Source organism: Corynebacterium sp. ACRPQ (assembly GCF_022347225.1).
In the GTDB taxonomy this organism is placed as follows: Bacteria; Actinomycetota; Actinomycetes; order Mycobacteriales; family Mycobacteriaceae; genus Corynebacterium; species Corynebacterium tuberculostearicum_D.
Genome location: NZ_JAKRNF010000012.1, coordinates 43,400 through 55,630, shown reverse-complemented (window position 1 = coordinate 55,630; position 12,231 = coordinate 43,400). Strand labels below are relative to the sequence as shown.

Here is a 12,231-nt window from a genome sequence, read left to right as displayed (position 1 = left end):
GTGGGCATGAATTTGAGTGCACGTTTGGGCCACGCGGCCATCGCCGCTTTCATTTTGGGCTGCACCTCTATCGGTGCGGGGTCTGCCTTTGCCGCCGAGACCACCACGGTGGCGCAGGGCAACGGTACGGCAACTCTTACGGAGAAGGTTACCGATGATGCGGGCGTATTAAGCACGCAAGAAAAGGCCGAGCTCAGGGAGAAGATCGGCCAGCTGCAAAAAGAGGAGCACCGAACCCTTTTTGTCTACATCACCGATGAGTTAGGCACGGATCCAGAAACCTTTGCCGCAGCGGCGGTCAAGGACAAGGGACCGAATTCCGCCGTCTATGCGCTATCCATCAATGAGCGCAAGATGGGCGTACAGACCGGCGATGCGTGGCCCAAGGGCCGGCTGGATCAGATGTATGACGCCGCCTATGACAAGCTGGCCAGCGATGAATACGGTGCTTCGGCCGTCGCGCTTGCCGACGCCGCCCTGGGCAACTCCGCTTCAAATAACTCCGCCTCCGATTCCTCTGGCCTGGCGTGGCTAGGCGGTGGCGCGGCCGCCATCGTCGCCGCCGGTGGCGGAATCATGTACTACTCGCGCCGCAACACCAAAAAGAATAATGCGCAGACGCTGGAATCTGCCCGCGAGATTGCTCCGGGCGATACTGATCAGTTGAATCGCCTGCCGCTGGAGACTTTGGACCAGCTGGCCCAGGAGGAGTTGGTCTCTACCGATGAGTCCATCCGCCGCGGCAAGGAGGAGCTCAATATCGCGCTCTCCGAGTTCGGCCCAGAGCGCGTGCGCCCCTTTACCAAGGCGATGAACCACTCCACTTCTACCTTGCAGAAGGCCTTCCACCTGCGCCAGCGCCTGGATGATGCCGTGCCGGAATCCCCGGCCGAGCGCCGCCAGATGCTGGTGGAAATCGTCTCCTCCTGTGGCCAGGCCGATGACGCCCTGGACGCGCAGGCCGAGGAGTTTGCCAAGATGCGCGATCTGCTCATTCATTCCGATGAGAAGTTGGACGAGCTCACCCAGCGCACCGTGGGCCTGCGCGCCCGCCTGCCGGAGGCCGAGTCCACGCTGGCCGGGCTGAAGAGCAATTATGACGAGCACGTGCTCTCCTCCATTGCCGATAACCCCGAGCTTGCCGCCGCGTCCCTCGATGAGGCCGAAAAACTGCTCGACAAGGCCCGTAGGGTCCAGGCCCAGCCGGCCGGCCAGCAAGGCCCGCTGGTCGGACTGATTCGCGATATCGAGCACGCCTGCGAGATGACGGATCGCCTCATTTCCGGCGTGGAAAACGCCGAGGAGAATATCGCCACCGCCCGCGGCAACCTCGAGGCGCTTATCGCCGAGGTCGAGGGCGAGATCAACGAGGCCCGCGAGCTCGAGCGCCAAGGCAAGGCCCAGGGAACCACCGCGGATTGGGACAAGCTCGAGGAGCTGCTCGGCCGCGCCGGCAGCGCGGTTAACGATGCCAAGGCCCACGGCCAACAGGACCCGCTGGGCCAGCACACTGCTCTGACCTCCATCGATACCAAGCTGGATGAGGCGCTCGACCGCGTGCGCGAAAAGACCTCCACGCACGCGCGCCAGCTAGACCTTTTCCGCCAGCAGATTTCCGTAGCGGAATCCAATATCCAGGCCGCAGAAGACCTCATTTCCTCCCGCGGTCGCATCATCGGCTCGGGTGCGCGCACCGCGCTTGCCGACGCCAAACGCCTCCACGCCCAAGCCCTCCACACCGAGCGCAGCGATATCCGCGCCGCGTTGCAGTCCTCCCGCGAGGCGGTGGCCGCGGCCCAGGCGGCGCTGCAGCGCGCCAAGGATGACGTGGATGAGCACCGCCGCCGCCAGCAGCGCCAGCAGATGGGCAATGCCGCCAATAATATCGTTACCGGCGTGGTCATCGGCCAGATGCTCGGCGGTGGCCGTGGCTTCGGCGGTGGTTTCGGAGGCGGCGGCTTCGGTGGAGGCAGCTTTGGCGGGGGCGACTTCGGCGGCGGTGGCGGCGGTGGCGGCTTCCGCGGCGGCTCCTTCTAGGCCGCCTCGCCCCGCGCGCTCCACGGCCCAGCGGCCCAGCAGCGCCCTCCAGCCCGGCTCTAGGCTCGCGCGCGGGTGGCCCGACTCCCCGGGGCGCTGGGCTAGGTGCGGAGGGTGCGCGGGGTGGTGTCGAGAAGCGCGCAGGCGTAGCTCAAGAACATGGCGTCGAGCTCCGGCAGCTCGCCCACGCTCACACGCAGGCCATCGCCGGCCGGCGCGGTGCTGGCAACCTCGGCGCCCGTGCCGCGGGCCACGATGCGTCGCTCGCGGCGGAAGGGGTTGCGGCGATCGAGAAGGTACTCGCGGTCAGCGCAGGTCGCGCGCAGCCGGGTGACGGTAATCCCGGCCTGGGTGACCGAGAAATCCTCGCCCGCCGGGGTCTGCGCGCGCAGGAAGAACCGCGGGGAGGAAGAATCCAGCGAGGACTCCAAAGCTAGGCGCTCGCCGGTCGCGGTGGCAAGCACGCCGTCGCGCACGGAGGCAAGCTCGTGCCCCTCGGCGTTGGTGAGCGCGCCCGCGCGCCAGGTCCACTGCGCAGTCATTAGAGGATGAACAGCGCGATGAGGGCGACGATGGACGCTAGGACCAAGGTGATGATCCAGGCCCAGGCTTTGCCCTGGGTGGTGGCATCCAAGATGACGCGGGTAAACCAGCTCAGGCCGGCGATTTCCGCGGTGGTCAAGCCCTCGGCATCGTGCTCGAATTCGAGGATGGCCTTGCGCACGCCGGAATTGCGGGCGGTAAACTGCCCTATCTTTTCGTCATCGACGTCATCGATGATCCAGTCGCCGCTGTTTTCGTTGATGAAGGTGAAGGTACGGCCGTTGAGCGATGCCTCTAAGCGCTTATCGCGGCCGAGGCGGCCGGCGAGGCGGTAAATGGAGCCATCGGCAAGCGTGGCAGAAGCGCCAAGGTCACTGACCTCGGTGCGCCAGAAGTGGCCGTCCACCTCCGCGGAATGCTCCGAGAATACGCCCAGCTGCTCCGGGCCTTCCTCGGCCAAGAGCACGGGCTTTGCGCGGTCGGAGCGATCCCAGCTGGTGTAATGCATTACTAGCACCCAATCAGGCGGGCAGCGAGGTAAGCCTCGAGGTCATCGAGCTTCACACGCTCCTGCTCCATGGTGTCGCGCTCACGCACGGTTACGGCATCGTCCTCGAGGGTGTCGAAGTCGAAGGTGACACAGAACGGGGTGCCGATCTCATCCTGGCGGCGGTAGCGGCGGCCGATGGCGCCGGAGACGTCAAAGTCCACGTTCCAGTAGGCGCGCAGCTTATCGGCCAGCTTGCGGGCGGGCTCGGAGAGCTCTTCCTTCTTCGACAGCGGCAGGACGGCTACCTTGACCGGTGCCAGGCGGCGGTCAAGGCGCAGGACGACGCGCTTATCCGTGCCGCCCTTGGCGTTCGGAGCCTCTTCCTCGTCGTAGGCATCCACCAGGAAGGCCATCATGGAACGGCCCAGGCCGGCGGCCGGCTCGATAACGTACGGGATCCAGCGCTCCTCGTTGGCCTGGTCGTAGTAGGACAGGTCCTCGCCCGAGCCCTTGGCGTGAACGGACAGGTCATAGTTCGTGCGGTTGGCCACGCCTTCCAGCTCACCCCACTTGGAGCCCTTGAAGCCAAAGGCGTACTCCACGTCCACGGTGCGCTTGGAGTAGTGGGAGAGCTTTTCCTTCGGGTGCTCGTACAGGCGCAGGTTTTCTTCCTTGATGCCCAGGTCCACGTACCAGTTGTAGCGGTCATCAATCCAGTACTGGTGCCACTCTTCGTCCTCGCCCGGCTTGACGAAGAACTCCATCTCCATCTGCTCGAACTCGCGGGTACGGAAGATGAAGTTGCCCGGGGTGATCTCGTTACGGAAGGACTTGCCGATGTTCGCGATGCCAAACGGCGGCTTCATGCGCGAGGAGGTCATCACGTTCTTGAAGTTGACGAAGATGCCCTGTGCAGTCTCTGGGCGCAGGTAGTGCAGGCCTTGCTCATCGTCCACCGGGCCGAGGAAGGTCTTGAGCAGACCGGAGAAGGCCTTTGGCTCGGTCCAGTCACCCGGCTGACCAGTTTCTGGATCATTGATATCTGCCAAGCCGTTTTCTGGCTCGTGGCCATGCTTCTCCTCATAGGCCTCAATGAGGTGGTCGGCACGGTAGCGCTTGCCGGTGTGGCGGGATTCCACCAGCGGGTCAGAAAAGACCTCGACGTGACCGGAGGATACCCAGACCTGACGCGGCTGGATGACGGAGGTATCTACGCCCACGACGTCTGCGCGGGACTGAACCATGTGGCGCCACCACTGGCGCTTAATGTTTTCCTTGAGCTCTACACCAAGAGGTCCGTAATCCCACGCGGAGCGGGAACCGCCGTAAATTTCACCTGCCTGGTAGACCAAGCCGCGGCGCTTACACAGGTTTACAACGGTATCGATGACGGATGCCATGAGTTTTCGGACTCCTCTGGTAGGGGACAGTCTTGACAATCTCGTTCAGTCTAACCCGTAGCGCTTGCCGGCGGTGGGATTGGGGCATGAATTTAATTTGAAATATATACGAGTTATTGAACGCATCGGGTAATATAAGAGTAACCGACAGGTAATAGGTATTTAATTGAAGGTGACTTTCCCTATGACGACCACTGACACGGCCCTTAATGCTTCCGCGGCTGCCGGCGTGATCGCTGCCCTCGATTCGCCCCTACGCATCGCAATCATTTCTCGCTTGGCCGAGCGCGATCACTTTGTCCACGAGCTGGTCAAGGCCACCGGCAAGTCCCAGCCGCTTATCAGCCAGCACCTGCGCGTACTCAAGCAGGCGGGCATCGTTGATTCCGAGCGCAGCGGCCGCGAGGTAACCTACTCGCTCATTGCGCCGCAGGTTTTGGACCTGCTTGCCGACGCCGCCAAGATCGCCTCCTAGCCCCTCCCCTCCTGCATAAAAAGCCGCCTGACTGTGCAGTTATTGAAAAACTATTGATAATGTTAAGGGCATGGCTTTACATGACAGTATTCCCAAACTAGGCGCGCGCAATACCAAGCAGCGCACCGCAGTGGTTGAGGTACTGCGGGAAATGGAGAAATTCGCCTCTGCCAAGGAGATCTACCACGAGCTCCAGGAGCGTGAGGAGAAGGTGGGCCTGACCACCGTGTACCGCACCCTGCAGTCCCTGACCGATATCGATGCAGTGGACGCCCTCCACATGCCCAATGGCGAAACCCTGTACCGCCATTGCGATACCGACGCCCATCACCACCACTTGGTATGCACCAAGTGCGGCCGCACCGAGGAAATCGATGGCGGTCCCATTGAAAAGTGGGCCACCTCCGTGGCCAAGGAGTACGGCTTCGAGCTCACCGGCCACGATGCCGAAGTCTTTGGCATCTGCAGCGACTGCGCCGCCTCTGCCTAATCACGCTCGCGCTTCCTTGCGAAGCCGCCTCTCCCCTAACCTCAGACTCCAACTTCCGGAGCCTGAGGTTTTTCTTTAGCAACTGCCGCGATAGTAAAGCCTCCTTTACAGTAAAGGACCCTTGACATATAGTGTGTGTCAAGCACACTTTACAAACCGTTGCTACAGGAGGTTTCCATGCAGACCACTCGCTTTGGCCGCCCCAAGTTTGGCGGCTCACAAGCCAAGCTCATAACTTTATCCGTTGCTGCAGGCGCGGCCCTTGCGGCGGCAGCCGGTGCCATCGTGGCCGCTTTCGTACACGATGATTCGCCCCTACTAGCGTTTGCCGTGTACGCACTGTGCCTACTGCCTGTTACTACGACGGCTAGCTGGCTATTCATGGTGGATCGGGACACCATCCGTGGGGCAACACCCGATCCGGAAAATTCCATCGAATCCCATTGGTATTCGCAAGCCTCGGAAAACACCCTGCACGCCATGCTTTTTGGCATTGGCGGCCTCGGCGTGGTCTCTTCTTTTTGGGACTTCCGCGTTTCGGGCTCCCTGCTCACTATCATCTTGGGAGTCTTTGTCACCGGGACCTTTGGTATTAGCTACTTTGCCCACAAACGGGCAGCGAGCTAAGCCATGGACAATCGGCTAAAAGAGATTCGCGAGAGCCAAGGACTCTCGCAGCAGGGCTTGGCCACCGAGCTAGGCGTTTCGCGCCAAACGGTCATCAGTATTGAAAAGGCACGCTACGATCCTTCGCTCCCCCTCGCTTTTCAGATCGCGCGCCACTTTTCCTGCTCAATCGAGGATATCTTTATCCCCTAGGTATAAACGCACACCGCTTCGGTGCTGCGCGTTACTTCTTAACGCCTCCGAAGCGGCGGTCGCGCCGCGCGTATTCCTCGATAGCGGCAAAAAGGTCCTCCGGGGTGAAATCTGGGAAGAGCTTATCCTGGTAAATCATCTCCGCATACGCGGACTGCCACAGCAGGAAATTGGAGGTGCGCTTCTCACCGGACGGGCGCAGGAAGAGATCTACATCCGGCATGCCTGGGTCATAGAGGTGCTGCGCGATGGTCTCTTCCTTAATATCGCGCGGGTTGAGCTCGCCGGCGGCAACCTGCTTGGCGATGTCCCTAAAGCCATCCACCAGTTCTGCCCTACCGCCGTAGTTGACGCACATGGCCAAGGTCATCTTGGTATTGTCCTTGGTCAGCTCCTGGGCAGCCTCGAGCTCTTTAATCACTGAGCGCCACAGGCGCGGGCGGCGGCCGGCCCACACTACGCGCACACCGCGCTCATTGAGCCACTGGCGCTGGCGGCGCAACACGTCACGGTTAAAGCCCATAAGGAAGCGGACCTCCTCTGGGCTGCGGCGCCAATTTTCCGTGGAGAACGCATACGCGGAAAGGTAGGGAACGCCGGCGGCAAGGCAGGCATCGACGACGTCGAGAAGCACGGCTTCGCCGCGCCTATGTCCCTCGGTGCGCTTCATGCCTTTTTCCTGGGCCCAGCGGCCATTACCGTCCATGACCAGCGCAATATGGCGGGGCATGAACTCATCCGGGATATTCGGTGGGGTCAAAGTGCGGTTCGGGTCTGGCGTAATCACGGGCTATATTCTACTGCTCCATTACCTGCAATGCGGAAACATTGCGCTCCATGTGCCACTGCAGGTGCGCCCGCGCTAGGCGATGCCCCTCCTGCTTTTGCGCATTCGTTGAATTCGTTGGATAGTTATGCGATAAAAGCCACAGGTGATGCAGGGTTTCGGGATCCACCTCCGCGGCACCCGGCGGCCGGCATTCGTGGCACGCCGCTCCGCCGACCGCCGGGTGAAAGGCGTGGTGCGGGCCGGGCCGGTTGCACTGTGCACAGTTAAAAAGGCTCGGCGCCCAACCGGCATGCGCCATCGCCTGCAATAAGAAGGCATCCAGCGTCATGGTTGGGTCCGCGGTCTGGAGCTGCCCCAAGGTCGCGGTGACGGATTCGTAGAGGTAGGGGTCATGGTCGGCGTCGGCAAAAGCAAGACGCTCTGCCGATTCCAATACCGCGCAGGCTGCCGTGTAGCGCTCATAGTCCTCAATGAGGCGCGCGCCAAAGTAATCCACCGTATCCGCCTGGGAAATGGTGGCTAGATTTTTGCCCACATACAGCTGAACATCAAGGTTGACGAAGAGCTGCAGCCGCGAACCAAAGCGCGACTTGGCACGGCGCACGCCCTTGGCCACCGCGCGTACAAGACCGTGATCGCGGGTGAGCAGGACGATGACGCGATCGGCCTCGCCAAAATCATAGGTGCGGATGACCACTGCGCGGTCACGATAGTTCTCGCGCATAGTGGTTTAAAACCCGAGCCTGCCCAGCGACTTCGGGTCAGACTGCCAATTTTTCAACACCTTGATGCGCAGGTCCAAGTACACGTTTTGGCCCAGCAGCTTAATAATCTCCTTGCGGGCATTGCCCACGATGCGACGGAAGCGCAGGCCATCCTTACCCTCGATAATGCGCTTTTGGCCGGGGCGCTCCAGGTACAAAATGGCGTGGATATCCAGCACGCCCTCGCGGGTGCGCGACGGCAGCATCTCATCGACCTGCACCGCCACCGAGTGCGGCAGTTCCGCTTTCAAGCCAGATAGGGCGGCCTCACGAATGAGTTCCTCGATGCGCTTTTCTTGGCCTTCATCGGTGATGTGGTCATCCGGGTAGAACTTCGGGCCTTCTGGCAGGTGATCCACGATGACCTGCACCAGCTCATCAAGCTGCACGCCCTCCTTGGAGGACACCGGTATGACTACCGCATTCGGGTCATCCTGAGAGAGCAGTTCGTGCAGGGCTAGAAGCTGGGCGCCTACCTGATCCTTGCTGGCCTTATCCAGCTTGGTGACGATGCCGATGATCGGCGTTTTCGGCGCAATGGAGCGCACGTTATCCAAAATCCAGCGGTCACCAGGGCCGATTTTTTCATCGGCCGGGATGGTCAGACCAATAACGTCCACATCAGCGTATGTATCCTTGACTACCTCGTTGAGGCGCTCACCCAACAGGGTGCGCGGGCGGTGCAGACCCGGCGTATCCACGACGATAACCTGGGCATCATCGCGGTGTACCAAGCCACGGATGGTGTGGCGGGTAGTCTCCGGCTGGTCGGCCGTAATCGCAATCTTCTGGCCCACCAGGGCATTGGTCAGCGTGGACTTGCCGGTATTCGGGCGCCCGACAAAGGATACGAAGCCCGAGCGGAAACCCTCCAGGGTATCGGTGTATTGCGAATAATCAAGCGGGGCTGCCGTATTCTCGGCGCCTTCCGACACGGCATCATCGGGGTCTGCTGGCAGGCCCTCGAATGCCGCATCAAACTGTGCATCAAAATCAGAACTCATTACCCGCAATAATAGCCCACGGAGTCAAGATCTCCGATAAATAGCAGACGACTTATCCGCAAATATTAGTACCGGTAGCACGGTGTATACCCCGTTCAAATGATTCCATCGATGCACCGAGCGAATTGGTGCAAATGTCGACAAGCCAATGATACGGACGAATAATCGCAAGCTAGCGTAGCCGACACTTTCTAACCTGCGAGTACGACCGCATTTGTCACCGGATCGCCAATTTCTCGAGACTATTCCTCATTTCGAAGGAACCTAAAGACCGGCTACGATTCCAGCTTCTCAGCTGAAGGTGGGTTACGCTAACCAATTCAGAGGCAAGAGAGTTCAGAACAGCAGCATTTCTACTATGCAGTGTGCTGGGGAATATAGTCTCGCGGTCATTATGCCCTCGAAGCGTCTGAGCGAGAATTCATTTGTTTTCAGCTCTCCGCTACATGCACTCGTTTAGAGCTAGTCTAAGATTACAATCCCCGGACACTCGTACAGCCAAAAATAAATGTTTAGCCTTAAAGAGAAATACCCAGAGCTAGCCGCAAGTCTTCATCCTGATCTAAATGAAGGTCTAACTGCAGAAGAAATCACGCCCGGCTCACACAAAATCGTACGGTGGAAATGCCCTAAAGGACATGTTTGGGATCGGCCAGTATGCAGGCAAGTTCGAAGCGGAAAATGCCCGGTTTGCATTGGCAGGAAAGTGATGGCCGGATTCAACGATCTCAGAACCACTCACCCTGAGTTAGCTGAAGAATGGCACGCTTCGAAAAATGGTTCACTTGAGCCTTCTCAAGTTAGCAAAGGCTCTACCAAAAAAGTCTGGTGGCAATGCTCCGTTGATCCTGAACACGAGTGGCAATCCACCGTCAACAACCGCACAAATCTTGGTAGAGGATGCCCAGTGTGCGTCGGCCAGAAAAGGCTAAAAGGCTTCAACGACCTCTTCCATACCCATCCAGAAATCGCATCAACATGGCATCCGACTCTGAATGGGGAACTAACGCCATCAGACGTTGGCAAAGGATCTATCAATCTCGTCTGGTGGCAGTGCGATTTAGGCCATGCCTGGAAATCTTCTCCTAATAATAGAATCAAGCAAGGGTGCCCCTATTGTTCCGGCAAGAAAGTTCTCCCAGGCTTCAACGACCTTGCTACGACTCATAGCAGTCTTGCCAATGAATGGCATCCCACGAAAAACCTAGACCTGACACCAAATTCAGTTTCTCATGGAAGTGGTAAGAAAATTTGGTGGATATGCAGGTTAGGCCATGAATGGAGCGCAAGTTGTGGGTCCAGATCGAGTGGACACGGATGTCCAGTTTGCGAAGGCCAGGCAATAGCTATAGGCCAAAACGATCTCGAGACGACAAACGAGCAATTATCGCACGAGTGGCATAAAGCAAAAAATGGCAATTTAACGCCTCAAAAGGTGACCGCTGGAAGCGATAGAAAGGTATGGTGGCTTGGTCCATGCGGCCACGAGTGGCAGGCTTCTATTGGGCAGAGAGCCCGAGGAAGAGGCTGCCCAATTTGCGGGAACGACATCGTAGTTCCAGGAATTAACGACCTCTCCACCACTCACCCTGAGATTGCCAACGAATGGCACCCCTCAAAGAACGGCAATTTAACCCCGAAAGCAGTTTCAGCTGGCAACAACAAGAAGTTTTGGTGGAAGGGTCTGTGCGGGCATGAATGGAGTGCAATTTTAGCCAATAGAACTCGCCTTCACGCAGGCTGCCCCTACTGCTCAGGCGCCAAAGTATTGCCTGGATTTAATGATCTCGGCACTCGCAGACCCGAATTAGCCGCGGAATGGCACCCAACATTAAACGGTAGCCTGAAACCCCAATTCGTTAGCCCAGGTTCAAAGCTTTCTGTTTGGTGGAAAGGGCAAGATTGCGGGCATGTTTGGCAGCAACGAGTAAACCAGCGCTCGCGCGGTCACGGCTGTGTGGTGTGTTGGAAACCTTGGTCTTTAGCTGAAAAGCAGATTGTGAAATTTATTGAAAGCGAATTTCCAACTCTTCAGCTAAGAGAAAACTTTCGCGGTGACTTTTTGGGATTACTTGAACTCGATATCTTTTTAGAAGAATTTCATCTGGGAATTGAATTCAACGGGAATTACTGGCACGACGAATCGCGCGATCCTTCCATCCGAGAACGCCACCTACGCAAACAGCGGCTATGCGAGCAAGCCGGCGTCCGCCTGGCAGTGGTTTGGGAAGATGACTGGAGGAATCGCCAAGAGGAAGTAAAGAGCGAACTCATAAAGATCGTTGAAGGAGCTACACCGCCTTGCTGGATGCGTATGTTTCGTTCGTAGAGTGAGAAACAACAGCCTTTGGGCTTTCCCATCGAATCCCTTTGCAGGAAAGTCCCGTTCAAGAGAGCGCATTCGGATGGCAGCATCCATATGCTTCAGGATCTATGGGAAGTCGTGGCCAGAAGGACACTGTTTCTGGGGCTTCCTTCTCCCACTGCATGCGTTTTGAATTTAGCGATTCAATGTCAGTGGGCTCATTCTGAAACAAGCCCACTGAGGGAAGAAAATCTAAAGCTCCTCGGCGCTGAATTGCATGCGCGGGTGCGCAAAGACGTCCTGGGACTGGATGAGCTGGAGCTCGGCCGTCTCTGCTTCGTAGGTGTTTTCCAGCAGGTCATACACGGAGGAGGCGGTGCGGCGCAGGGACTCCTTGACGTCGCTGGTCTCGGTGTAGTGGCCGGTAAACAGGGCGGCGGTGACGTCGCCGGAGCCGTTGCGCTTGAACGGCAGTAGCGGCGTGGACACGAGGAAGGCGCGGTCGCCGTCGACGGCGAGCATCTCAATCTGGTCGTCGGCAGTCTCGGGGCGCCTAACGGAGGTAACCAAAACGGTCTTCGGACCGATTTCCTGCGCCTTCTTCACTGCGTCGAGGGTTTGCTCAAGGGTGCCCACCTCAGAATCGGTAAGGTAGCCCAACTCAAACAGGTTCGGGGTGATGATATCAGCGACGGGCACGACGCGGTCGCGCAAAAGCGGCGGAATCTCATCGGAGACGAAGCAGCCGGACTTAGCATTGCCCATCACCGGATCACAGGCGTAGAGGGCCTTGGGGTTGGCGGCCTTGATGCGGCGGACGGTTTCCACGATGGCGTCGGCAATGTCGGCGCCTCCCTGGTAGCCAGAAAGGATGGCGTCGATCTGCGGGAAGGCGCCGCGCTTCTCAATGCCGTCGATGATGGAAGTGACGTCGCTGGCGGGAATCATCGGTCCGCCCCAGTCGCCGTAGCCGGTGTGGTTGGAGAAATTCACCGTGTGAACCGGCCATATCTCATGGCCAGCGCGCTGCAAGGGAAAGACGGCCGCGGAGTTGCCAACGTGGCCGTAGGTGACGTGGGACTGGATGGAAAGGATAGTCATAGCTATCCATTGT

The 12,231-nt window shown here is 58.9% G+C and carries 13 protein-coding genes; 6 read left to right on the top strand and 7 right to left on the bottom strand.

Annotated features, from left to right (window positions below; genetic code table 11):
- Positions 1-6 precede the first annotated feature (6 nt).
- On the top strand, positions 7-2,037 hold the full coding sequence (locus MHY24_RS08310; protein WP_239229546.1) for a TPM domain-containing protein: 2,031 nt from the start codon (positions 7-9) through the stop codon (positions 2,035-2,037).
- A gap of 101 nt (positions 2,038-2,138) precedes the next feature.
- On the opposite strand, the gene MHY24_RS08305 is transcribed toward MHY24_RS08310, so the two are convergent.
- The 3 genes from MHY24_RS08305 to MHY24_RS08295 are packed head-to-tail and all read right to left on the bottom strand — an operon-like array spanning position 2,139 to position 4,470.
- A complete protein-coding gene (locus tag MHY24_RS08305; RefSeq protein WP_239229536.1) occupies positions 2,139-2,579 on the bottom strand; it encodes a hypothetical protein in 441 nt (146 codons plus the stop codon).
- A complete protein-coding gene (locus tag MHY24_RS08300; RefSeq protein ID WP_239229534.1) occupies positions 2,579-3,088 on the bottom strand; it encodes a hypothetical protein in 510 nt (169 codons plus the stop codon). The genes MHY24_RS08305 and MHY24_RS08300 overlap by 1 nt, the downstream gene beginning before the upstream one ends.
- Positions 3,089-3,090: 2 nt before the next feature.
- Positions 3,091-4,470, bottom strand: a complete 1,380-nt coding sequence (locus MHY24_RS08295; RefSeq protein ID WP_239229532.1) for a glycine--tRNA ligase — start codon at positions 4,468-4,470, stop codon at positions 3,091-3,093.
- 184 nt (positions 4,471-4,654) lie between these two features.
- Between MHY24_RS08295 and MHY24_RS08290 the strand changes: the two genes are divergently transcribed.
- The 4 genes from MHY24_RS08290 to MHY24_RS08275 all read left to right on the top strand — a co-directional run bounded on the left by MHY24_RS08290 (position 4,655) and on the right by MHY24_RS08275 (position 6,254).
- On the top strand, positions 4,655-4,945 hold the full coding sequence (locus MHY24_RS08290) for a helix-turn-helix transcriptional regulator (protein ID WP_239229523.1): 291 nt from the start codon (positions 4,655-4,657) through the stop codon (positions 4,943-4,945).
- 70 nt (positions 4,946-5,015) lie between these two features.
- Entirely contained in the window at positions 5,016-5,435 is a 420-nt protein-coding gene (locus tag MHY24_RS08285; RefSeq protein ID WP_005326453.1) for a Fur family transcriptional regulator, read from the top strand.
- 177 nt (positions 5,436-5,612) lie between these two features.
- Positions 5,613-6,062: a hypothetical protein gene (locus MHY24_RS08280; RefSeq protein ID WP_239229521.1), complete on the top strand. Its 450-nt coding sequence runs from the start codon at positions 5,613-5,615 to the stop codon at positions 6,060-6,062.
- Positions 6,063-6,065: 3 nt separating this feature from the next.
- The gene (locus MHY24_RS08275) at positions 6,066-6,254 is read left to right on the top strand and encodes a helix-turn-helix transcriptional regulator (protein ID WP_239229519.1); all 189 of its coding nucleotides are present in this window, start codon (positions 6,066-6,068) and stop codon (positions 6,252-6,254) included.
- Between the two features lie 31 nt (positions 6,255-6,285).
- Here the strand turns inward: MHY24_RS08275 and MHY24_RS08270 are convergent, their stop codons facing one another.
- From MHY24_RS08270 to era, 3 genes are read right to left on the bottom strand one after another with little or no spacing between them, the layout of a single operon-like run.
- On the bottom strand, positions 6,286-7,041 hold the full coding sequence (locus MHY24_RS08270; RefSeq protein WP_284596715.1) for an isoprenyl transferase: 756 nt from the start codon (positions 7,039-7,041) through the stop codon (positions 6,286-6,288).
- Positions 7,042-7,051: 10 nt separating this feature from the next.
- Complete coding sequence (gene recO, locus MHY24_RS08265) at positions 7,052-7,768, bottom strand: DNA repair protein RecO (protein WP_239229517.1); 717 nt, start codon at positions 7,766-7,768, stop codon at positions 7,052-7,054.
- A 6-nt stretch (positions 7,769-7,774) separates the two neighbouring features.
- A complete protein-coding gene (era, locus tag MHY24_RS08260) occupies positions 7,775-8,812 on the bottom strand; it encodes a GTPase Era (protein ID WP_239229515.1) in 1,038 nt (345 codons plus the stop codon).
- Positions 8,813-9,320: 508 nt separating this feature from the next.
- Between era and MHY24_RS08255 the strand changes: the two genes are divergently transcribed.
- The gene (locus MHY24_RS08255; protein WP_239229496.1) at positions 9,321-11,141 is read left to right on the top strand and encodes a zinc-ribbon domain-containing protein; all 1,821 of its coding nucleotides are present in this window, start codon (positions 9,321-9,323) and stop codon (positions 11,139-11,141) included.
- 228 nt (positions 11,142-11,369) lie between these two features.
- Here MHY24_RS08255 and pdxY read toward each other — a convergent pair whose 3' ends face one another.
- Positions 11,370-12,218 (bottom strand): pyridoxal kinase PdxY, encoded by an 849-nt coding sequence (gene pdxY / locus MHY24_RS08250; RefSeq protein ID WP_239229486.1) that lies wholly within the window; start codon positions 12,216-12,218, stop codon positions 11,370-11,372.
- Positions 12,219-12,231 lie beyond the last annotated feature (13 nt).

Excerpts from the sequence above, each read along its gene's own strand:
- MHY24_RS08310 (WP_239229546.1), top strand. The coding sequence starts at position 7 with ATGAATTTGAGTGCACGTTTGGGCCACGCGGCCATCGCCGCTTTCATT.
- MHY24_RS08305 (WP_239229536.1), bottom strand. The coding sequence starts at position 2,579 with ATGACTGCGCAGTGGACCTGGCGCGCGGGCGCGCTCACCAACGCCGAG.
- MHY24_RS08300 (WP_239229534.1), bottom strand. The coding sequence starts at position 3,088 with ATGCATTACACCAGCTGGGATCGCTCCGACCGCGCAAAGCCCGTGCTC.
- MHY24_RS08295 (WP_239229532.1), bottom strand. The coding sequence starts at position 4,470 with ATGGCATCCGTCATCGATACCGTTGTAAACCTGTGTAAGCGCCGCGGC.
- MHY24_RS08290 (WP_239229523.1), top strand. The coding sequence starts at position 4,655 with ATGACGACCACTGACACGGCCCTTAATGCTTCCGCGGCTGCCGGCGTG.
- MHY24_RS08285 (WP_005326453.1), top strand. The coding sequence starts at position 5,016 with ATGGCTTTACATGACAGTATTCCCAAACTAGGCGCGCGCAATACCAAG.
- MHY24_RS08280 (WP_239229521.1), top strand. The coding sequence starts at position 5,613 with ATGCAGACCACTCGCTTTGGCCGCCCCAAGTTTGGCGGCTCACAAGCC.
- MHY24_RS08275 (WP_239229519.1), top strand. The coding sequence starts at position 6,066 with ATGGACAATCGGCTAAAAGAGATTCGCGAGAGCCAAGGACTCTCGCAG.
- recO (WP_239229517.1), bottom strand. The coding sequence starts at position 7,768 with ATGCGCGAGAACTATCGTGACCGCGCAGTGGTCATCCGCACCTATGAT.
- era (WP_239229515.1), bottom strand. The coding sequence starts at position 8,812 with ATGAGTTCTGATTTTGATGCACAGTTTGATGCGGCATTCGAGGGCCTG.
- MHY24_RS08255 (WP_239229496.1), top strand. The coding sequence starts at position 9,321 with ATGTTTAGCCTTAAAGAGAAATACCCAGAGCTAGCCGCAAGTCTTCAT.
- pdxY (WP_239229486.1), bottom strand. The coding sequence starts at position 12,218 with ATGACTATCCTTTCCATCCAGTCCCACGTCACCTACGGCCACGTTGGC.